Genomic DNA, 22,200 nt, shown 5'->3' on the forward strand with positions numbered 1-22,200 from the left:
TTAACCAATAATTCCTATTGTACTAGCTTAACGCCTATAAACCAAGCCCATCCCTTGCGGCAGAGAAAGCCCCTGCAGCATTGAAAAATGCGCTGTAATGCGCAACAATAGATACAAACATACTATACCTCTGGAAGGAGCTTTCCCTGTGGCTTTAAATCGCAAATTGTTGACCGACCGGGACTTCGAAGAGGCGGTACAGCTGGAGACGCGGGTGCGCGTGTTCCAGGACGATTATATTGTAACGAGCAGCGGCGTCATCATCCGTTTCGACGAGCGTACAATCGTTGTGCAGTCCAGCGTCAGCGAGATTGACTACCATGACAGGAACAGCTGCGAGTTTTTCGAAATGAGGAAAAATAAATGACCGCCGCCGCTTCCAAAATATTAATTATGACCGCCGTCGCCGCCGAACGGGACGCGGTGCTGCGCGGCCTGCGCGGCGATGCGCGCTTCGACGTGCTGGAGGCCGGCGTCGGGCCGGTCGAGGCAGCCGTTGGCGCAGCGACCGCGCTGGCGCTTGCCGGCGATGGCGCGTACCGCCTCGTCATCAGCGCCGGCATCGCCGGCGGCTTTGTCGGCCGCGCCGCTGTCGGCTCGCTCGTCGTGGCGAGCGAGCTCATCGCCGCCGATCTTGGCGCCGAAACGCCGGAAGGCTTTCGCCGCGTGGACGAGCTCGGCTTCGGCTCCGCCGCCATTGCGGCCGATGCCGAGCTGGCTGCGCGGCTGGCGAAGGCGCTTCGGGCCTCCGGCCTCGAGACGGCGCACGGCCCGATCTTAACGCTGTCGACCGTTACCGGTACGGCGGAAACGGCGGAGGCGTTGGCCGCGCGAGTACCGGGCGCATGCGCCGAAGCGATGGAAGGCTTCGGCATTGCCGCCGCAGCCCGCCGCCATGGATTGCCTGCGCTTGAGCTGCGCGCCATCTCCAATCCGGTCGGTCCGCGCGACCGCAGCGCATGGCGCATTAAAGAGGCGCTTCAGTCGCTCGAAGCGGCGAGCGCGGTATTACTGGAGGTTATCGATTGATGAATGAACAACCTGCATTGAAAATTGCATATTCCCCTTGCCCGAACGACACTTTCGTCTTTCATGCGCTGGCGCACGGCCTCGTGCCGGGCGCGCCAAAGCTGGACGTTACGTTTGCCGATATCGACATTACGAACAATCTGGCCGCCAGCGGCAGCTGCGATTTTGACGTGCTCAAAATTTCGTTCGCCGCCCTGCCTTGGGTGCTTGACGATTACGCGCTTATCCCTTGCGGCGGCGCGCTCGGCAGAGGCTGCGGCCCGCTGGTGCTGACCAATGGTGAATCCAGCGGACCTGCTGCGTTGAGCGGCAAACGCGTCGCTGTGCCGAGCGAACGTTCCACCGCCTATCTGCTGTTCCGATTATGGGCGGCGCAGCAGGTGCCGGGCGGCGTCGGCGAAATCATCGTCATGCCTTTCCATGAAATTATGCCCGCCGTACGCGACGGCCATGTAGACGCCGGCCTCGTTATTCACGAGGCGCGCTTCACTTACACCGATTACGGCCTGACGATGCTGGCCGATCTCGGCAGCTGGTGGGAGTCCGACACCGGACTCCCGATCCCGCTCGGCGCGATTGTCGCGCGCCGTTCGCTCGACCGCTCCGCGATTGCCGGCTGGATTCAAGCTTCTGTCGAGTACGCATGGAAGCATCCTGACGCATCGCATCATTATGTGATGGAGCATGCGCAGGAGATGAATCCTGAAGTCGCAAAAGCGCATATCGCGCTGTACGTTAACGACTTCACCGGCAGCTTAGGCGGCAGCGGCTATGCCGCCGTCACTTCGCTTCTCGAACGTGCGGCGGCAGAAGGCCTCGTTCCCGCTATCGATCCCGAAAAGCTGCTGCCATAGATGCAAAAAAAGCTCTGCCGATCGCATTTAAAACGATCGGCGGAGCTTTTTTCCGTTTTATCTATACGTCAGAATCGTCCCATTTTTTCGAGTACGCTTTTTTCGTCACCCATAACGTCATCCAAGTGAGCAAAATAACGATAATAATCGCAAAAATCCATACGCCAGCAGGTACACCCATTTCGGCGAAACCCCCTTTGCCTTTTTTCATTATCATAACGGACAAAGTCGAAAAATAACCGCTTTAATTATTAACATTTTGCAACAAAGCTTGACTAATTTCTGGAATTTATTGTACATTGAAAACGATTCACCGCTTGAAATCGGTTTACACTGGGAAGCACCCGTGGAAGAACGGCAATTTGGCCGCTCTTTTGCTGGTGCTTTTTTTGCGTTGAGCCGTTCATGCAAAAATTCTGATGAAAGGAGGCAAACATTCATGCAAACCGCCAAGCTCAAGCTCATTCTCATTGCGCTCGCCTTGCTGCTCCCCTTCGCCGCGATTGCTGTCCCTGCTTCGCCGGTCCATGCTGCAGCCTTCGAGTTTTCAGCTGCGGGCAAAGCAGCCTTCGACAAAATGGCGGATGCCGCAAAAGACGGAACCCAACTGAAAAAACAGTACAGCGATCTGCAATCCGCCCAAAAACGGGAGCTCGATTGGGATCGGAAAATTAACGAGCTGCATTATCGCAACGAGGAGGCTTTGGCCGCCGCGCGAAGCCGGATTAAACAAATCGGCGCGAAGAAACAGGCCGACTTGGCCGCCGAAGTAGAGAAAACCCGCAGCAAGTACGAGCCGCTGTTCGAGCTGTACGATTCGCTAAAGCAGCAGCTGGCGCTGGCTAAATCGTTGAACAGCAAAACGATGACGGCAATCCTTCAGCCCCAGGTCGATACGGCAAAAACCGCTATCGCCATGGCGCGCGAAGACATCAAAGCAAAGGAGAATGCTCTAAAGAAAGCGAAGGACGAGGCGAATGCCGCAAAGAAAAAGTTGAACGGCATGCTGGCTCCGATCAATGACTCGCTGAAAATTAAAATCAGGTCGTCAAAAGGAACGATCAGCAGCTTGAAAAAATCGTTCGCAACCGAAGGGAAAATTTTAAATCAATCGGTGCGCAGGGGCGATGCGGCCGCTTCCTCCGCGTCCTTCATCCGCATGCTCGATTGGCAGCAGCAAATCAACGAGCAGAAGCAATCCATCTATAAATACGAAACGCAAATCGGCAGCATCATTAGCAATGCAAGCGCGCAAATTCCTTAGTATGCTTGCTAGCGGCAGGAAGCCCCGGCGCTGAGGCCGGGGCTTCTATGCCGCCGCCGTTTCCATTCGCGGCTGCAGCTCCTATCCAACTGCATGAATCAATTGGAATCTGCACATAAACGATGCTGGCCGCAATGGATACATTTGAACAGGTATCCTTGAAGGCCTCCTTCGTTGCGCAGTATTTTTTTGAACTCGTTCACGGTCAGGTCGTATCCCGAACAGATAGATGCAATATCATCGGCGAGTTCGTCTTCTAAGTGCTTGATCTCATCCCAGCCGACATATTGGATAACCGCACAAAAATCGCCGCAATGGCTCAGCCAATACTCCTGCTGCCATCCGACATAGCCTGGAGTCCGATGAATCAGTTCATCTAGGCTTTGTTCATTTTCCACTTCATCGCAGCTTGCCGGGTCTTGAAATTCTCCATCGAACATCCTCGATGCCGCCCCGTCTGAAATACACCAAGGACATAAGCCTTCAACGTCCTCAGTTGAAAAGAAGGGGCCGTAATAAACATAGTCCCGTTCTTGTTTGCATACAGGGCAGTTCGTTTTCTCGTTCTTGATTACGCCCAGCAATAAAGCGTTCGGATTGTATTTAAAGGCCGGCAATGTCATCGGCATGTTAGAACTAACCCAGAATGGAGTCGATGCGCGCCAGCTCTTCGTCCGTGAAGTCGCCTGCTTGCATCGCTTGCACGGCATCTTCGATTTGCGACACCTTGCTCGCTCCGATCAACGCAGAAGTGACACGGCCGCGACGCAGCACCCAAGCGAGCGCCATTTGGGACAGCTTTTGCCCGCGCTCCGCCGCCATCTCATTCAACAACCGCACTTTGCCGATTTTCTCGTCGCTGATTTCTTCCGGACGCAGGAAAACGCTTGGGCCTGCCGCACGGGAGTCGGGGGCAATACCGTTCAAGTAGCGATCGGTCAAAATGCCTTTTTCCAGCGGGGAGAAGGCGATTGAGCCGATTCCTTCCTCATCGAGCACATCGAGCAAGCCTTTCTCTACATCGCGCGCCAGCATGTTGTAGCGCGGCTGATGGATGAGGCAAGGCGTGCCCAGCGATTTCAGAATGCGCGAAGCCTCGCGAGTCTGTTCAGGGCTGTAGTTGGACAAGCCGACATAGAGCGCCTTGCCTTGGCGGACGACCAGATCGAGCGCAGCCATCGTCTCTTCGAGCGGCGTATTCGGATCTGGACGGTGATGATAGAAGATGTCCACGTAATCGAGCCCCATACGCTTCAAGCTTTGGTCGAGGCTGGACACCAAATATTTTTTCGAGCCCCATTCGCCGTACGGTCCAGGCCACATGTAATAGCCCGCTTTGGTGGAAATAATGAGCTCGTCGCGGTAAGGAGCCAAATCCTGCTTCAAATAAACGCCGAAGCTTTCTTCCGCAGAGCCCGGAGGCGGTCCGTAGTTGTTGGCAAGGTCGAAATGCGTAATGCCGAGATCGAACGCTTTTTGCAACAGGCTGCGTCCCTTCTCCAGCGTGTCGATGCCGCCGAAATTATGCCATAAGCCGAGCGAGATCGCCGGCAGCTTCAAGCCGCTGCGTCCGCTGCGGTTATATGTCATCATGTCGTATCGTTGTTCATTTGCCGAATATACCATTCCATACTCCTCCTCGTATATAGACCAAATTCAGATTTGAATATTGCGCCTCTTTTGCTGAAACGAACAAAGGCTATGTTTATTTTAGGCTTGAGGTTGTGTGCTCGCCTATATCAACATGGATGCTATTTATGGAGTAATGTCTGCAAATAAGCTTTTGGCGATACCCCAGTCGTTTTTTTGAACATGCGGGAAAACAGCAGGGCGTCCTGATAGCCGACCGATCTCGCAATCTCTCCGACCGTATACGTTCCTTTGGCGAGCAGCTCGCAGGCCTTGTCCATCCGGTAGCGGAGCAAATATTGCTGAGGCGGCACGCCAAGCGACTCCTTGAATAGAGCGGACAAATATTTTCGATCCAAGCCTAACGAATCGGCTAGCTGCTGAACCGAAATATCATAGCAATAGTAGGCGTGTATATATTCCATGCTTTGATGGACGTAAGCGTCTTGTTTCTTCGTCAGCACATTCGCATTCGCGCCTGCCGAGCCCGATTGCGGTGCCATGTCGATCATAAGCGACAACAGCTCGTATAACAGTGACTGAAGTCGAAAGCCTGCGCTTGCCTCAAGCCCGGCCGCTTCCGTCAACTGCTCGTACAACCCCGGCATCATGCGCACATCCATCGGAAAAATCGGCGATTGCGGCGTAAGCGTTGCCCGCGACAGGGCGGGCTCGGCAGCCGTGCCGACGAAACCGACCCACGAATAGGTCCATGGGTCCGCCTGATCCGCCTCGTAATACGTGACGATATGCGGAAAAATAAGAAAAGCCTGACCTGCGCCCAGATTATATGTCTTCTCTCCGATTCGCAGATGGCCTTTTCCTTTATGTATAAAATGAATTTTATAAATTTCACGCACGCCCGGTCCAACGGCATGCCCGGGAACGCAATCCTCTTTGCCCCAATATTGCAGGTACAGCTCCGCCTCGTCCCGCTGGGGACGCTCCGGATTATATTGAAAAACGGCGGCCATGCGATTACCTCCCTCGCGTACAGCATAGCACAAATAATCCGTCTAACATAAAAAAAATGGGCGGCACGATGCCGCCCATTTGCACGATATATAGATTAGTCCCCTCCCTCGTACCACAGTTCCAGCGGCAGACCGACCAGAGCTTTGCCGATCCATTCTCGAGCGATATTGTTGGAGGGGCCCATAGCTATTCCTGCACGCGCATCGCGGAATAGCCTTTCGAAAACGCCTTTTTTGTAGCCATAGCCTCCGGTTACGTCAAGCGCAGCTTTGGTCGCCTTATTGGCAACCTCAGCCGCATGGATCTTGAATTCCACAAGCGGCAGCAGAAGTTCCACCTGCGGCCGTCCCTGCGCCTGCAGTTCATCCAACTGTTTGGCAAGAGAAATTTGCCAAGGCTTCAAGCTTGCGATCAGCACTTTCACTTCTGCCAGCTGCTGGCGAATGATTTGATAATCCGCCAGACGTTTATTGAAGTCCCGATGGACCATCCCTTTTACGTATTCGGTTGCCGCTTCAAGCGCAGCCTCCGCAACACCCAGCCAGGTTGAACCCAGCCCGATCAGATAAACGGGAGATACGCCGCTCTCCAGAATTTCACGGCCTTGTCCTTCCGTTCCAAGCTTGTCTTGGGGCGCAACCCTTACTCCCTCGTATTTTATCGGCCCGCTATGATTGCCTCTTACGCCAAGAGCCTCCCACACGCCCGGCGTAATACCCGGCAGCGTGCCGTCGACGATAAAGAAGCTGACGTCCGTTGGTGTCTGCGCGCCCGGCGTTCTCGTTTGAAAGACATAGAAGTCAGCTTGCCCGGAGCTCGTCGTAAACGATTTTTCCGCGTTGAGAATATAATCCTCTCCGTCGCGCGAAGCCTCACTGAAGTTAAACCACCAATGTCCGCCCGATGCCCGTTCGCTCGTTGAATATGTCCCGATCGAACCGCTGCGGATCGGCTTCAGCCAACGTTCCTTTTGGTCGTCGTTTCCGTACAAGGCGATCGTTTGAACAGCTCCGACATGCATGACATAAACCAGCGAAGTCGATGGGCATCCCTTGCCGATTTCCTCGGCCGCAATGGCGAAGGCGACGTGATCCAGTCCTTTGCCTCCCCAACGCTCCGGAATCAGAACACCGTTCCAACCGGCTTCCGCAAGTGCCTCCAGGTTTTCCCTCGGAAAGATCCCTTCACGGTCCGTCAGTTCTGCCCGCGGTTTGATAGCCTCGTCTACTATGCCTCTTATTTCAGCTCTCAATTTTTCATAGTTCGGTTGTGCGCTTGTTTGATCGAGATGGATACTCATGCGTAATCTCTCCTTATTTAAATTATAGTTTATGAAGCTGTACTTCCCGCTTTCGTCATGTTTTCCAAAGACGTTCCTTTACCTTCGACTCCTTTGAAATACCAAGGCACCATTGCGAAAGCGCCGATTAACCAGAAAGCGGACAGGACGCATAATGCGGCTTCAATTCCTGCAGACGTCGCGATTGCGGTCAGCATTATCGGCGAAATAACGCCCCCAAGCCGACCGAATGCAACGGACAAGCCTATCCCTGTGGAGCGCAAATGCGTTGGAAAGATTTCGGCAAACGTTACGTATGCTGAAATCCAGCTGCCATTCGCAAAAGTGGTCGCCAGCGTAAAGGCTGCAAGCACCCAGCCCCAGCTGTGCGTCTGAGTAGATACTGCAAGCAGCACAACCGAAATGGCTGCCAGCGTATAAAACAGCGGTACGGTCTTTTTGCGCCCGATGCGCTCCAGTAAGTAAGCGACAATGAGGCCGCCAATGAGCCCGCCAATATTGGCGATGAGGTAGAAGAACGGCACAAAATTCGCGCTAACGTTGATCTCCGGCAAAATAAAGATCGGCATGAATGCAAAGATGCCATAATAGCCGGCTGCCTCAGAAAAATCCAACAGACTTCCGAGCGCCAATCGGCCGGGATACTTCGTAACCAGCTCTTTGGTTTGTTTCCAAATGGATGCCGTATTTGCCTTTTTCTTTCCTCTCACGACAAATCGCTCTGTGCTTGCCTGAGCCTTCTCAATACCTTCAACCACTTTGGACGCCGCTTCCAGTTCACCCTGCTCGATCAGCCATCGAGGAGATTCCGGGATATATCTCCGAATGATTAAGGCAAGCAGCGAGACGAGCGCGCCAAAGCCAAAGGCAATTCGCCAGCCCCACTCCAAAGGAAGGCTATTGATCACGACCAGCGTGACCAGCGCCGCAAGAATAGGCCCCAGCGACCAAAAATTCATAACATGTGCATTGGCTTTTCCGCGATACTTAGTCGGGATAAACTCGCTGATAGCAGCATTAATCGCCGCATACTCAGCTCCTACGCCAATTGCTGTCAGTAATCGAAGGACGAGCAACGACTCGTAATTCCAAGAAAATGCCGACAAAAGCGTGAACGTTCCATAAAGCGTCAGCGTGATCAGAAACAACCGCTTTCTCCCGAATCGGTCCGCCAAATACCCGAGCACATAGGAACCGATCATGATTCCGATGAACCAAACGCTTAAAATCCAGGATTGCTCGTATTCGGTCAGGCTCCATTTATCTTTGAACACGCCGATTATATTGCCGATGATCGTGACCTCAAATGAGTCCAGCATCCAGGCGATGCCAAGCGCCAGTGAAACGTGAGTATGGAATTTGTTCCACTTCAAATTTTCCAGCCTGGCCAGAAGCTGATTTTTCACCCTGTGTCACCTCCTTTTCCAAATGTCTCATAACGCGGAAGCGCTGAGCAGAGCTGCTTCCTTCTCCCTCACGAGCGGAATAACTTTTTCCCCAAAAGCTTTAATGTCCTCGTCATAATGAAGGAAGCCCGTCAGAATTAGATCAACCCCGATTTTCTTTAATTCGATAATACGGTCGGCAACCTGCTCCGCCGTCCCGATCAAGCCGGTTTTGAATCCGTCATTGTACTGTACAAGGTCGTCGAAATTGGAATTCGCCCACATGCCTTCCCTTTCCGGAGAAGCTTTCCCGGCAAACTGGACTTGGCTGCGGAAGCCTTCGACCGCTTCGGGATCGGCGTAATCGATAATATCCCGCAAAACTTGCCTTGCCTCTTCCTCCGTATCCCTTACGATAACGAACGCATTAACGCCAAAGCTCAGCTTGCGGTTTTGGGCGGCAGCCAGTCGGGACACATCCTCAATCTGAGCGCGGAACCCGTCAATCGTATTGCCGTTCATAAAATACCAGTCGGAAACTTTCGCAGCCATTTCGCGGGCTGCCGCAGAGTTTCCGCCCTGGAATACGGGCGGGATTACGTTCGGCTTCGGTTTATGCGGAGCCCCGTTGATTCGATAAAAATCACCGCGGAAGCTCGTTTCCTCCTCAGACCACAGCTGCTTGAGAACGCGAATAAACTCTTCCGAGCGCCGATACCGCTCATTGTGGTCCAGCCACGGTTCACCAAAGCCATGAAATTCGCCTTTGAACCAGCCGCTTACGATGTTGACGGCTGCACGGCCTTTGCTGATTTGATCAATGGTCGTGATCGCCTTTGCAATCGTTCCCGGATGCCAAAGCCCTGGCAGAACGGCGGCGATTAATTTAAGCTTCGTTGTCACCGTGGCCAATGCCGATGCCAATGCAATGGCCTCAAGCTGGTTTTCAGCGCCGTAGCTGGCGATAAATCGGGTTTGAAGCAGCGCATACTCAAACCCCGCTTCTTCGGCCAACCGGGCATATTTCGAATTGTCATCAAACGACCAGCCCGTCTTTTGCGGAATTTTGGATATGACCAGCCCTCCGCTTACATTCGGTACCCAATAAGCAAATTTCAATGACATTGCTTTCACCTCTTCATTTAAAATTTAATATAGACAAGGGACAAGCCCTGTTCTAAAAGGACAAAAAGACACCTGATACCATGCATTCAGGTGCCTTTAGTGGTCTAATAGGCCGCGGATATTCAACTGTTATTTCACGGTAGCAGCTGTCTTCACGACATGCGCCGGAATGTTGTTGTTTGCAATGATTTCTCCGAACGGACTGATGAACGACCGTTCGCCGCTCTCGCGGTCCCGGGAGTACTGCAGCTTCGGAAAGAGCAGCTCCGCAGTCCGATAGGCTTCTTCCAGATGAGGGTAGCCCGACAATATAAAAGTCTCGATTCCAAGCTCTTCATATTCTCTGATTCGGGCCGCAACTTGATCGGGATTTCCCACTAAAGCCGTTCCGGCTCCTCCTCTCACCAATCCAATTCCAGCCCATAGATTGGGACTGATTTCAAGACTCGAACGATCGCCTTTATGAAGCTCCGACATTCTTTTTTGCCCAACGGAGTCCATTCTGGCGAAAATTTTCTGAGCGGAAGCAATCGTTTCTTCATCGAGATGGGCAATCAAGGCGTCCGCAGCTTGCCACGCTTCCGTCTCGGTTGGCCGAACGATAACATGCAGGCGTATACCGAAACGGAGCGTTCGGCCTCTCTTAGCCGCGAGCTCCCGCATGCGGTTGATTTTGCGTTCAACTTGATCGGGAGGCTCGCCCCATGTCAAATAGACATCGACATGATCGGCCGCCACCTCCATCGCAGCGTCGGAGGAGCCTCCGAAGTATAACGGAGGATACGGCTTCTGAATGGTCGGGTACAGCACCGTTCCGCCTTTTACCTTCAAATAATTCCCCGTATAATCTACTTCTTCGCCCTCCAATTCCTTACGCCAAATGGTCAAAAATTCGTCCGTTAATTCATACCGCTCGTCATGTCCCAGAAAAAGACCGTCTCCTTCAAGCTCTACCGGATCTCCTCCGGTTACGACATTGATCAGAAGCCTTCCCTTGGAGAAGCGGTCCAAGGTAGCGGCCATTCGCGCCGCCGTTGTCGGCAGCATAAGACCTGGACGCGCGGCAACGAGAAACTTCAGTTTTTCCGTTACAGGAATCAAGGAAGAAGCGACAACCCATGCATCCTCACAGGATTTTCCTGTGGGAAGCAGCACGCCGGCAAATCCAAGCTCATCGGCCGCTTGTGCAATCTGTTTGCAATAGTGATAAGTAACGGCTCTGGCGCCTTCCCTTGTGCCAAGGAAGCGGCCGTCGCCGTGAGTCGGGATAAACCAGAATAGTTCCATTCATTAACCCCCATTCGTTAGATTACCGTTAGTCCGCCTTTGCTGGTCTCCTTAAGAAGATTCCAAATCGGATTGGTTAACGATTTCTTATCAAACCGATTGTATTGATTGGCGAGACCGCGAATCGGATCGCCGGCGTAAAATCTTTCATACAGCAGATGTCTCGCGCCAAGAGGGCTGCCAATAAGATCCCAAGCCAATTTGAAAAGCTCCACTTTCTTCTCCGCGCTGACAGAAGCGCCTTCGAAATAGAGATGCATCAGCTCCGATATGGGTCCGTAGAAATCCTCGATGCCGGAAGGCGTCTGCACGAACCCCCCTGCTCCGACCTGCTGCAAAATCTCGATAGCTCTTGGATAGTATTTCGTTCCCAAACTTCTGGCCGTCTCGATGTACGAAAGGTCTGGAACCAGCACCCCGGATTCGTCGGGAACGGCTTTCGTTTCGGCCGCGATGATAAGTGCCTTTATCACATCGATTTGCGTCAGCAATTCGCCAAGCTTCTCCTGAATATGGAGGAATCCCGTTGCTCCAATGGATTCAGCGACTGCAAAAGCGATGCCCGTGACAAACTCCAGCTTCGCGACGAAACGAACGACATTTTGATGAAAAGCAAGCCCGTTCGCCGTCTGATTTGCCCGTAATGCGAGCACCTTTTCGGGATCGCCGTACAGAAGAACCCTTTCCCACGGAATGAGTACGTCATCGAAAAACAGGACCGCATCCATCTCGTCATACTTCGCGCTAAGCGGATGATTCCGTTCGCGCTCGTCGGCGAACGATTCTCTGCAGACGATATGAAGCCCCGGCGAGTTGGCAGGTACGATGAGAACATGGGCATGCTTTTGATGCTGCGTTTGGAATTGAAGGAAAGAAAAGATGACGAAATCATGCGTGTACGGCGCGCCGGTGGCTATCATCTTGGCGCCCCGCACTACGATTCCTTCCGACGTTTCCCTGACAACATGCAGAAACCGCTCCGAAATTCGCTTATCGTCCAGATCGCTTGAGCGATCAATCTGCGGATCGATAATGGCAGTCGTTAAAAAGAGATCGTTATCCCTTGCCGCCTCGTAATACGACGAGATTTTATGCGCAAAATGCGGATCGAGGGCCGCCAACTGATGCCGCGCCGCGTACCAGCCAGTGATCATGGAACGGGCGTAATCGGATAAACGGCTCATCATACCGTTTGTTTCCGCAGACCAGCAGGAAAACGATTGATTTCTTTTCGCGAGCTCTTCCTGCGTATACGGAACTAGAAACGAACTGTGGGCATAATGCCCTTTGTCCGCAACCAGATATCCCACCTTATCCCGCTCGCCCGGATCATCCAGCATGTTGAACAAATTTTTAATCGTATTTAATGTGCCTTTGAAGGCTGCATGCTCAGGAATGTTACGGACTTGCTTCCCTTCCAGCCAGATGCTGCGCCCGTCATTCAGACTTGATAAAAACCGCTCTCCCCTCAAGTTGTCCCTCCTTACATCAGGATCTTTGAGCTAAGCTCAAAGTCACTCCTTGCAAAATAAATTTTTACTATTCCGATTGATTTGATGTGCTTTATTTATTAATATAGCTATTATCCAATTTATATCAACAATCAATATTTCTGGATTCGATGTTTATGTAACACAAATTGCAATTGTGTTGGGAAATATCGAAATAAACTACATTTTATTCGCAATTGATGCTGTCGCTGCCTGTTGTTTAACCGACATTTTATGCAAATATGTTGTTTGAGAGGTGGTTGGAAAATGAATAATAACCGGGTAACGGATCGCAGAATCATTCGTACGCGCACCATGATTTCCGAAGCATTTCTAGTCATATTGCACAACAAACCGTTCGATGAAATCAGCATCGTAGACATTTCTGAACAAGCCAATATTAACCGCTCGACCTTTTATGCTCATTTTATCGATAAGGAAGATCTGCTTCATCAAATGGTTGCCGATAAGCTTAATCTGCTTAAGGAAAAGATCAATAAGGGGATCGAATCGCCTGCGGCTGCGCCTGCATTCTACAGACCCGATCCGATTTTTTTGGCACTCTTTGAGCATGTATTCGAGTATGGCTATTTTTATCGCGTTATGTTTGCGAACTGCACTGCAGGAGATTTTCGCACCAAATTTAACGGAATCATTAAAGATGGATTTTTCTTATGCCTATCGAAACAGGGAATGGAACAAAAACTGCAGGTTCCGCTTGATCTATTGCTCGACTATATAAGCTATTCAACAAGCGGAGTTATCGATAAATGGCTGTCCGAAAATAAAGTATATTCACCTGACCATATGGCACTTCAGCTTACGCGGCTGTCTTTGCTCGGCATTTATAAATCGATGGGCGTATCCGTCAATGAAGTCAATTAATCGTTATGAGCGGTCCGCCGCTATAATTAAAAGAAGCTCCTCCGCTAGTCGCTAGTCGGAGGAGCTTCTTTGATTTGGAACAACGCTTAACGAACCGCTGTACGCGAGCCGATCACAGCTTCGATGCACTGCCCGCCGATCAGCCTCGGAGCCGTAAGCCCCAGCTCCGCGTGCAGCCGCATCGTCAGCCTGCGCAAATATTCAAAGTTCGGGTACACGACGAGATCGGACAAATAGGCCGAGGTCATTGCGCCCGGCTCGCGCTGCCGATTGAGCGCCGCAATAATCTCTTCGCCAGTCTCGATGCCGATGCCATGCCCAAAGAACAGATTGCCCTCCAGCTTGACGACGTTCTCGCCCTGCCATTCCGGCGTGTCCAGATCGTGGTCGGGATTTTTGAAATAAAGAACATCCCCCGGAAACGCCTCGTCTTTGTCATGCGTTGAAATGAGCCACAGGTCGCTGTCGTGATTCCAGTCACGCAAGTACAGGTTGGTGAAATAACGGTTAAACGCCTCGTCGCCGATTACATCCAATATCGCCTTATACCACACGATTACAATAGCGGTTGCGCATTCAAATCCGTAAAGCTCGCCGTTCTGAAAAATATCGCGTATAGCGTCCGACGGCCTCACGCCGCTTCGCAGTCTGAATCCGCCTTCCCGCGTCCGCGACCAATACTGCTCGTTGCAGCGAGATTTCTCAAAAATCGCAAACGCCGCTTGGCTCTCCTGCAACGCTTTTGCCGCATTGACAATGCTCTGGCGCATTGCCAGCTCAAACCGCAAATCCTCCGGCGAGTCGTATCTGTACACAACACGGCTTAATTGCTTGCCGCGAACGATTTCCCTCTCCAACTGGGACAACGGCATTTGTTCAATCCATTGCGCGCCGTTGCCGCCCGAAATGACGATCATCGCTTTCCCACCTCGCATCCGAATTTTTGGGCAAAGCCCAAACTCACTCTCTTTTACGCATCAATTGGATTATTGTACGTGTCGATTCGCCTAATGGTGTGGGCTCTGCGCTTCGATCGCGGAGCACAAGCACCTTGTCCCTCCGCAGAATATAGTAAGTTGATAATAAGCAAAAAGAGGGTGATCGCGTAATGTCGAACAGAGATTTTTCGGAATCGCTAATTGGCTATGAGAAGGAGGACGACCAGCTGTGGCTGTGGGATGATATTCCCGAGCTCAAAATGGAAATCGGCTATAAAATCAAAAAGCTGCTGCATCTGGAAAAATCGGCTTTTCAGGAAATCAGCATCGTTGAAACCGCAAGCTACGGCCGCATGCTTGTGCTGGACGGAACGCCTCAAATTACGGAGAAGGACGGCTTCATCTACAACGAAATGATCTCGCACATCGCTTTAACAACCCATCCGAAACCGCTGACAGCGGGGATGATCGGAGGCGGGGACTGCGGTCCGGCGCGCGAAGCGCTGAAATATGGCTCCGTCGAAACGATTGACGTTGTTGAGATCGATCCGCTGGTCGTATCGGCTTGCCGCACTTGGATGACGCCTTATGAAAGCAATGACCGCATTCGCCTGTTCTACGAGGATGGCGCGCGTTGGATTAAGAAGCAGCAACGCCAGTATGACGTGCTTCTTGTGGATCGCTCCGATCCGTACGGACCAGCAACGGCGCTGTATACGGCAGGGTTTTACCGTGACGTGCATCAAGCGTTGAAGGACGACGGCATTGCCGTATTTCAATCCGGCTCGCCTTTCTACAGCGATTCGTTCAAAAAAACGGTCAATCAGCTGCGCAAGCTTTTTCCGATTGTCCATACGTATACGACCACTATTCCTTCGTTTCCGGGCGGAATTTGGACGTTCACAATCGCCTCGAAGAGGTGGAGCCCGCTCCAGGCCGATCTAAACCGGCTGCAATGGGAGAACGCCAAATATATGAATCCCGACATTTTTCGCGCGTCCTTCCAGCTTCCGAACTACATTCGGGACATGCTCAAATAAATGCTATATCATAGCGGATCTGCACTACTTTTAGCGATTGGACACTACCTTTGTCGGGCGGGCAGGGAGCGGAAAGAAAGGGGCGAATATGTGTATGATCTAAACCGGAGGTGATCGTTCATGACGCTGCTCAAAACGAAGGAAGCTGCCCAGCAGCTTGCCGTCAGCGAAACGACAATTAGACGCTGGGTTTCTCTGTTCCCGTCTTCTTTTCCGAAGGACATGTTTGGCCACTACATTTTTGACGATGCCGCGCTGGAGAAGCTCCGTCGCATCAAGACCGAGCTCGAGGAAGGCATCGGCCTGCCCGATATTAAGCTGCCGAAAGCCGGTACGCAAACGCTAACGCTTGAGCCGCAAACCGCGGCGCTGCCGCAGCAAACCGCTCCGCTCATCCCCGAGGCATCCGAATCGCTGCTCATTCGCATCAGCCGGCTGGAGGCTTCCCTCTCCCATAAAGCGGACGAGGTCGTCTCGTTCCAGCTCATGCACCATCGGCAAGAGCTGGAGGACATACGCCAGACGCTTGCCCAGCTGGCGGCAAGCGTCGAGGCGCTCTATATTCCAATCCAGAATAGCGCGGCCGCCCTTGCCAGCGAGTCCGCAGCCGCTTCGCCTGCTCCGGCCGGAGGCCGGTCGAAACGGAAACGGATGCTGCGCGCTATTTTCCCATTTTTATAGACTGACGCTATTCTTCTTCCTCTTCCACCGATATAATGACCTGATTCGAGTCCGACGTCCCTCTAAGCTGCCTTGCCGTTGACGGAAAGAAGAATGTTGCCGCTACCTGCGCAGGGAGAAGTCCGTTCGCAGGCTCCGCCCTAACTACAACCTCGTACGTGATGACGACGGACCGATTCGGAAGCAGCGAGCCGATCGGAATGCCGATCGCAAGGCTCGCATTGGAAACAGGCGCGCCGTTTCTCGTCGCGCTCCCGGCTATGGCTGCGGTAAACGGAGGAATCAATTCAATCAGGTTGACCTCCGTCGCTTCGGCGAGCGAAGGATTGGAGACGACCGCCGAGTAAACGATGGTCTCGCCAATAGCAACCGAGGCCCGATTGGCAGACAGCTGCACCGTCAAGCCGTACACTGTATAGGTTGCCGCGTTGCTCTCGACTTCAATCTGATCCGAGCTCAGCATCAAACGGGTTGAAACGACACTGCCGGGCGCTGATCGCACCGCAATATCTACGACCCCTCTTAAAAACGAGCCTACGACAAAGCGATTAATCCATACGGCCCGCAGCAGCAGCGAATCGCGAATAAAAACGTTGGTCAAATCGGTATTTCCGGTGTTACGGAGCAATGCATTGTAGGTTTCCGCTTCTCCTTGAATGACTTCTGTCGGAGCAACGCTCAAAGCCAGTTCGACTTTCGGTTCGGAGAGGACCGTTACATCTGCCGCAACGCGAACAGGCGCCGTCTGGGAGCTCGTCGCGATAAGCGATCCGGTAATGACCGTTCCCGGCGGCGTTTGGGCTGAGACGTCAAACACGCCCTCAATGCGGTAGCTTTGCCCCGGGAGCAGTTCTTGAAGCAGACCCACATACTGGAAGAGCGGCGAACGAAGCTCAATATTCCGAACGGTAATTTGAGACGGATTCGTAATGACTGCCGAAAAAACGATCGATTGATTCGGAAAAACGGTTGTACGGTCTGCAAAGCCGATTGCGCTAAGCGTCGCATCCCGCGGAGGAATTGGCGATACGGTTACAATAACCTCGGCATCATCCGTAATCGTCCCCAGCGCAGGGCTTTGCACGACTAGCACATTGGAGATAAGCGTGCCGGGCGGCGTCCCTTCCGGAATCACATAATTAGCAGTAATAAGCCTGCGTTCCCCGATTGGAATGGGCGCCACAGCTTCATTTATCCCAAGCAAGCTGTCCGTAATCGTAATATCGGTCAGCGTTGTATTGCCGGCATTAATTAACGTGAACAAATACTGTACCGTGTCGCCCGGATTGGCAAACTGCGTGTCAACGTCCTTCGCCACCAGCAATCGGGGACTGCTGCCGATTCGCACCGTTCTTGACGCCTGCTCGATGCCATAAGCAGACTGAACCGTTACGGTGTTTGTAAACGCTGTGCCCGCAGGCGCGCCTTCCGGCACAACCAACGGCTGACGATAGACGACACTGGACCCGGGTGGGAGCGTATCGATCAGCTTATTCAATCCGAGCAAACCGTCAATGACCTGCAAATTGTTGACTGTCGTCGTAAGCGAATCATTGGAAACACGTATTCTGTACGTAATCGTATCGCCGGGAAGCGCTACATCCGTATCGGTCTCCTTCGTCAAGCCGACGGACGGCGTTTCCGATATTTGAATCGTATAGCTCGATTCGATATAGCCTGGAAACGGCAAATTCGAAGCGGAAAGTCTCGCTGTATTCACAAACGATGTCCCCGGCGCCGCATTCGACGGTATGACAAAAGGCAAGTTCAGCAGCTCCCCGGCAAATACAGTGCCTAGAGTCGTCTGAACGCCGAGGGCTACATCCGTCAGCGTTGCGTTCAGTAAATCCGTATTTCCGTTGTTGGTTAGAAAAAAAGTATAAATGACCTGCTCGCCCGGAACGACAGACGTTTTATTAGCCGATTTGGTAAAGCTCACATTAACCGGCAACGCGCCGATAATGACGTTCGCCGAAGCCGATTGGGCCGTTGTCTGGTCGCTTGTGACGACAGCAACATTGGCATACTGCTCACCGGCTTTGCCGTCCCTTACCGCTGAATTAAACTCGCTTACATATACCTGACCTGGATTCAACGCCGCGACGTCCTGCTGAACTCCGATCACATCATCCTTAATAACAATATTCGTAATCGTGACGCCTCCCGTATTGCGAACCGATATCGCATAAACGAACGGGGTTCCGGGCACTCCGGTAAATTCAGCGGCGCCCTGAACCGTTTTCGCAACAGAAAGCGAAGGATTGCCGCATAAATCGGGTAAACAACCGCCATAGAGGACCATCGCCTCCTTAAAGCTGTTGAAGTTGCCATTATAAGCGGCAGCGATCAATTGCCCGTTGATTTGCCCGGAGCCATTGGCAGTCACTGTTGCAAACGGTGCAAGAAGCGTCCCTTGCAGCAGCAAACTTTGATGAAAAAACGCTGCGGCCTCGGGCACGTTCCATAAAAGCCGACTGCCGGGCGGATTGGGATCATTGCTGTTCTCAATCGTAATGACGTAACTGCCGAAGCCAATATTGTTGCCAAGCAAGTTAATGAGCGCATACGAGCCGTCCGGAATTCGGATCAGCACATTGTTGGCGGAAGCCAGCGCCAGACCGCTCCCGTCAATGTCTGCGGCGTTAAACGTGAAGACATTCAACACTGGGTCCGTCCCCGTCATAACGAGACCGCCAAACGCATTAACGGCAGTGCCGTTTGCCGGAATCCCCGCCCAGCCGGTCGAAGTGCACTGCAAGAATGTCCGCGCCGCCGCAAAATCGATTCTTTCGTCGACGATCGGCTGTCCGGCTACGCCGTTGCTGTTAATCATCGAGTATTCGGTGACAACGGATGTCGGCGCAATAATGGTATTGCCGTTATTAAAGCCCCTCACGATGGATACATTGCCCTCAATAATCAGCTGAGCGTCCATCGTGGAAATAGGCAGCGTCGTGCCGACGGAATAATCCTGGTAACTGACATTGCCGCCAGCCGCCACTCGACCGTCCGCAGACGTGTTCATTTGCGAATGGTCGCCGAAGACAAACACATTGTAATCATTAGCCGTACCAAAATTCGTGCACACTGCCATTTTGCCTCACCCCCTCGATCTAACCCTCCTCTTTCATATATAGGCCGAAAAAGATTGGAATATTTCTATGTAATAGCCGTAATAACCTATCCTCAATAAAAAAAGGTTGTCCCGCAAGGCCAATAATGGACCTTTGTACGGAACAACCCTTTCTTCTACAATTCAAGCGATGCTTAAGCCGTCGCATTTGACGCTGGCATCGGCTACACCCCTGAGTAAGCCATGAAACCTCCGTCCACCGGCACGGTAATTCCCGTTACGAAGCCCGACATGCTGTCGTCAGCCAGCCAAATGAGCGTGCCGAGCAGGTCCTCCGGCTTGCCGAAGCGGCGCATCGGCGTATGGGTAATGATTTTGTTCGAGCGTTCCGTAAGCGAACCGTCCTCATTCGTCAGCAGCTTGCGATTTTGCTCCGTCAGGAAGAAACCCGGAGCGATCGCATTGACGCGAATGCCGACATCGGCCATATGCACCGCAAGCCATTGCGTAAAGTTGTTGATCGCCGCTTTGGCCGCGCTGTACGCCGGAACCTTCGTCATCGGGCTAGGCGCACTCATTGACGACATGTTAATGACAGTGGCTCCCGGCTTGCCCGCCATCCCCTTCGCAAATATTTGCGTCGGAATGAGGGTCCCCATAAAATTGAGGTCGAACACGTAGCCGAACCCTTTTTCCGTCAAATCGAAAAACGTTTTAATGCCCTCATTGGCCAAATCATCGGGATGGAACGACTCTTTCGTCGTAATGCCGTCCGGATGATTGCCGCCCGCGCCATTAATCAGAATATCGCAGACGCCGAACGTGTCCGTGACGATATCGCATGCGCGCTGCACACTCGCCGAATCGAGCACGTCGCAAGCGACCGCAATCGCTTCGCCGCCTGCTTCGCGAATTTCCTGCGCTACCTGCTCGCCTTTTTCCGCCGTCCGGTTCAAAATCGCCACTTTGACGCCATGGCGTCCAAGCTCCTTCGCCATCGCGGCGCACAGCACGCCGCTGCCCCCGGTAATTACAGCGATTTTGCCTGCCAGTTGACTATGCACAGGAATCGATGCTGTCGTCATCTTAGTTGCCTCCTTTGGCGCGCTCCAGCGCATCCCATAAGCCCCACAAATACATAATGCCGAGCGCGCGATCATACAGTCCGTAGCCCGGTCTGCATTGTTCGTCCCAAATATGGCGGCCGTGGTCCGGACGGACAAACCCTTCGTAGCCGTTCTCATGGTAGGCCCGGACAACATCCGCGATATCGACGGTGCCGTCCTGCGTCCGGTGAGATGTTTCGATGAAATCGCCGTTTTCATATACTCGCACGTTGCGAATGTGGGCAAACGGAATCCGGTCGGCAAACTCTCGCACCATTGCCGCAACGTCATTGCTTGGATTAGCGCCAAGCGAGCCGCTGCAAAGCGTCAAACCGTTATAAGGGCTGTCTACCAAATCAAGCAGCCTCCGCAAATTGTCGCGGTTCGTCACGATGCGCGGCAAGCCGAATACTGAATAAGGCGGATCGTCCGGGTGAATCGCCATTTTGATATCGTTCGCTTCCGCCACCGGCACAATCGCTTCCAGGAAGTATTTCAAATTGTCGAACAAATCCTCTTCGCTCACGTTCTTGTAGGCGTCGAACAACGGAGCGATGCGCTTCAGCCGCTCAGGCTCCCAGCCCGGCATCGTGAACTGCGAGTTTTCGTTAATGTTGCGAACGAGGTCTTCCGCAGCCATGCTTTCGATTTTTGCTTTATCAAAGAACAGCGCCGTCGAGCCGTCTTCCATTTCCTTGAACAGGTCGGTGCGAATCCAGTCGAAAATCGGCATGAAGTTGTAGCAAATAACTTTGACGCCAACCTTCGCCAGCTTCTCGATTGTGCGCTTGTAATTTTCGATATAAAGGTCTCGCGTCGGCAGGCCAAGCTTAATGTCCTCGTGCACGTTAACGCTTTCAACAACCTTCAGATGGAAGCCGTGCTCGTCGGCCAATCGTTTATATTCCATAATCTTGTCCATCGGCCATTCTTCCCCGGCAGGGACGTCGTGCAGCGCCCAGACGAGCCCTTCTACGCCAGGAATTTGTTTAATTTGCTTTAACGTGACCGAATCGTTGCCCTCTCCGTACCAGCGAAATACCATTTTCATGTCTATACACTCCTCACATCAGGATCTTTGAGCGGAGTTTAAAGCCACTCCTTATTCTCAAAGTCACACTTCCAATTCCCGTCTCGATTTAAGGCCCAATTGAGCCTTAAATTATATCATTCGGGTACTCCATCAGCGGTTTAAGGCACATTCGGATCTAAAATGACCTTACGAACGTACGAGTTGCTGCATATTCCACAATATAAGGCTCATTTGAGACTAATATCGCAAAAACCGCCACTCACCAACCTCTTTTAGATTCATTTGAGCCTAATTCTACTAATCTGTAAAATAGTGCGGAAATAACCGGCGCAGCTCCGGCAGCTCGTGATCCAGCTTGCCGATATGCGGCTGCAGCAGCATCGCCGCCAGCTGCTCATCCCCTTGCCGGAGCGCGTCGAGCAGCTGCTGATGCTCCTCTATAACCCGAGGCGTCTGGCCGAACTGCTTCATCGCAAGGTAGCGGGCGCGGTTCAAATGGCCTCGCATATGGTAGACCACCTGCAGAAGCGAAGCGTTTCCCGCCGTCTCCAATATGATGCGGTGAAAGGATTCATCCAACTGGAGGAAAAGCGCGGCATCGCCGCTATCCGAAGCAGCCCGTTGCTGCTGCATCACATGCTCAAGCGCCGCATTCGCTGCTTGAAGCGCCGCGCCATTCGGCTCCTCCCGCCATCTCGCGGCGGCGAGCCTGAAAGCGCCCAGCTCCAATTGCTCGCGAATAAACCGCGCTTCGTTTACTTTGCGCTCGGAAATGAGCGCGATGCGCGTGCCTCGCTGCGGCAGCACGTCCAGAAGCTGCTCGCTGACCAGCAGCCGAATTGCCTCGCGCACCGGTGTGCGGCTGACATTTAACGCTTCCGCCAGCTCGTTCTCATAGATCATTCCGCCCGGCTCCAGCTTCATCGACACGATTTGCTCGCGGACCGTTTCGTAAATTTGATCGCCCAGCGATTTGCGCTGCTCCTGCGGCTTCAACGGCGGCAATGGCGGAGTTAACGACATTGGAGTAGCTCCTTTCAACGTTTCCTGCATTCATTTATTATCTATTCTTAATGTACTTGTATCCTTGTATACAAGTCAAGATG

At 52.7% G+C, this 22,200-nt stretch carries 20 protein-coding genes; 7 read left to right on the plus strand and 13 right to left on the minus strand.

All coding sequences use genetic code 11. The features are described from left to right. Nucleotides 1-148 precede the first annotated feature (148 nt). From GOM71_RS02370 to GOM71_RS02385, 4 genes are all read left to right on the plus strand, one after another. On the plus strand, nt 149-367 hold the full coding sequence (locus GOM71_RS02370) for a hypothetical protein (RefSeq protein WP_367649437.1): 219 nt from the start codon (nt 149-151) through the stop codon (nt 365-367). Beyond that, nucleotides 364-1,029: a futalosine hydrolase gene (locus GOM71_RS02375; protein WP_156278137.1), complete on the plus strand. Its 666-nt coding sequence runs from the start codon at nt 364-366 to the stop codon at nt 1,027-1,029. The genes GOM71_RS02370 and GOM71_RS02375 overlap by 4 nt, the downstream gene beginning before the upstream one ends. Nucleotides 1,030-1,046: 17 nt before the next feature. Then, a complete protein-coding gene (locus tag GOM71_RS02380; protein WP_156278337.1) occupies nt 1,047-1,883 on the plus strand; it encodes a 1,4-dihydroxy-6-naphtoate synthase in 837 nt (278 codons plus the stop codon). A gap of 439 nt (nt 1,884-2,322) precedes the next feature. Beyond that, on the plus strand, nt 2,323-3,147 hold the full coding sequence (locus GOM71_RS02385) for a hypothetical protein (RefSeq protein ID WP_156278139.1): 825 nt from the start codon (nt 2,323-2,325) through the stop codon (nt 3,145-3,147). Between the two features lie 98 nt (nt 3,148-3,245). On the opposite strand, the gene GOM71_RS02390 is transcribed toward GOM71_RS02385, so the two are convergent. The 8 genes from GOM71_RS02390 to GOM71_RS02425 all read right to left on the minus strand — a co-directional run bounded on the left by GOM71_RS02390 (nt 3,246) and on the right by GOM71_RS02425 (nt 12,320). After that, a complete protein-coding gene (locus GOM71_RS02390) occupies nt 3,246-3,776 on the minus strand; it encodes a CbrC family protein (RefSeq protein WP_301539597.1) in 531 nt (176 codons plus the stop codon). A 7-nt stretch (nt 3,777-3,783) separates the two neighbouring features. Continuing rightward, complete coding sequence (gene mgrA / locus GOM71_RS02395; RefSeq protein ID WP_156278141.1) at nt 3,784-4,773, minus strand: L-glyceraldehyde 3-phosphate reductase; 990 nt, start codon at nt 4,771-4,773, stop codon at nt 3,784-3,786. A gap of 125 nt (nt 4,774-4,898) precedes the next feature. Next, entirely contained in the window at nt 4,899-5,750 is an 852-nt protein-coding gene (locus GOM71_RS02400) for an AraC family transcriptional regulator (RefSeq protein ID WP_156278143.1), read from the minus strand. Between the two features lie 95 nt (nt 5,751-5,845). Continuing rightward, a complete protein-coding gene (locus tag GOM71_RS02405) occupies nt 5,846-7,051 on the minus strand; it encodes an acyl-CoA dehydrogenase family protein (protein ID WP_156278145.1) in 1,206 nt (401 codons plus the stop codon). A gap of 29 nt (nt 7,052-7,080) precedes the next feature. Further along, on the minus strand, nt 7,081-8,457 hold the full coding sequence (locus GOM71_RS02410) for an MFS transporter (protein ID WP_216651694.1): 1,377 nt from the start codon (nt 8,455-8,457) through the stop codon (nt 7,081-7,083). Nucleotides 8,458-8,484: 27 nt separating this feature from the next. After that, the gene (sfnG, locus tag GOM71_RS02415; protein WP_156278147.1) at nt 8,485-9,561 is read right to left on the minus strand and encodes a dimethylsulfone monooxygenase SfnG; all 1,077 of its coding nucleotides are present in this window, start codon (nt 9,559-9,561) and stop codon (nt 8,485-8,487) included. Nucleotides 9,562-9,690: 129 nt separating this feature from the next. After that, nucleotides 9,691-10,848 carry an FMNH2-dependent alkanesulfonate monooxygenase gene (gene ssuD, locus GOM71_RS02420; RefSeq protein ID WP_156278149.1) on the minus strand — a complete coding sequence of 386 codons (1,158 nt, stop codon included), beginning with the start codon at nt 10,846-10,848 and terminating at the stop codon, nt 9,691-9,693. A 17-nt stretch (nt 10,849-10,865) separates the two neighbouring features. Further along, the gene (locus GOM71_RS02425; RefSeq protein ID WP_156278151.1) at nt 10,866-12,320 is read right to left on the minus strand and encodes a 4-hydroxyphenylacetate 3-hydroxylase family protein; all 1,455 of its coding nucleotides are present in this window, start codon (nt 12,318-12,320) and stop codon (nt 10,866-10,868) included. 285 nt (nt 12,321-12,605) lie between these two features. Between GOM71_RS02425 and GOM71_RS02430 the strand changes: the two genes are divergently transcribed. Continuing rightward, the gene (locus GOM71_RS02430; RefSeq protein ID WP_156278153.1) at nt 12,606-13,223 is read left to right on the plus strand and encodes a TetR/AcrR family transcriptional regulator; all 618 of its coding nucleotides are present in this window, start codon (nt 12,606-12,608) and stop codon (nt 13,221-13,223) included. An 86-nt stretch (nt 13,224-13,309) separates the two neighbouring features. Here the strand turns inward: GOM71_RS02430 and GOM71_RS02435 are convergent, their stop codons facing one another. Then, nucleotides 13,310-14,140 carry a protein-glutamine gamma-glutamyltransferase gene (locus GOM71_RS02435; RefSeq protein WP_156278155.1) on the minus strand — a complete coding sequence of 277 codons (831 nt, stop codon included), beginning with the start codon at nt 14,138-14,140 and terminating at the stop codon, nt 13,310-13,312. A 191-nt stretch (nt 14,141-14,331) separates the two neighbouring features. Here GOM71_RS02435 and speE point away from each other — a divergent pair, with 191 nt between their 5' ends. Together speE and GOM71_RS02445 are read left to right on the plus strand one after the other, a co-directional pair. Further along, nucleotides 14,332-15,201, plus strand: coding sequence for a polyamine aminopropyltransferase (gene speE, locus GOM71_RS02440; protein ID WP_156278157.1), 870 nt, complete (start codon nt 14,332-14,334; stop codon nt 15,199-15,201). A gap of 120 nt (nt 15,202-15,321) precedes the next feature. Then, nucleotides 15,322-15,882: a MerR family transcriptional regulator gene (locus tag GOM71_RS02445; protein WP_156278159.1), complete on the plus strand. Its 561-nt coding sequence runs from the start codon at nt 15,322-15,324 to the stop codon at nt 15,880-15,882. Between the two features lie 7 nt (nt 15,883-15,889). On the opposite strand, the gene GOM71_RS02450 is transcribed toward GOM71_RS02445, so the two are convergent. The 4 genes from GOM71_RS02450 to GOM71_RS02465 form a co-directional block, all read right to left on the minus strand. After that, nucleotides 15,890-18,976, minus strand: coding sequence for a choice-of-anchor A family protein (locus tag GOM71_RS02450; protein ID WP_156278161.1), 3,087 nt, complete (start codon nt 18,974-18,976; stop codon nt 15,890-15,892). A 203-nt stretch (nt 18,977-19,179) separates the two neighbouring features. Continuing rightward, nucleotides 19,180-20,040, minus strand: coding sequence for an SDR family oxidoreductase (locus GOM71_RS02455; protein ID WP_156278162.1), 861 nt, complete (start codon nt 20,038-20,040; stop codon nt 19,180-19,182). A gap of 1 nt (nt 20,041) precedes the next feature. After that, complete coding sequence (uxuA, locus tag GOM71_RS02460; protein WP_156278164.1) at nt 20,042-21,112, minus strand: mannonate dehydratase; 1,071 nt, start codon at nt 21,110-21,112, stop codon at nt 20,042-20,044. 279 nt (nt 21,113-21,391) lie between these two features. Continuing rightward, complete coding sequence (locus GOM71_RS02465) at nt 21,392-22,117, minus strand: GntR family transcriptional regulator (protein WP_156278166.1); 726 nt, start codon at nt 22,115-22,117, stop codon at nt 21,392-21,394. Between the last annotated feature and the right edge of the window lie 83 nt (nt 22,118-22,200).

The organism is Paenibacillus sp. NEAU-GSW1, assembly GCF_009737085.1.
Lineage (GTDB): Bacteria > Bacillota > Bacilli > Paenibacillales > Paenibacillaceae > Pristimantibacillus.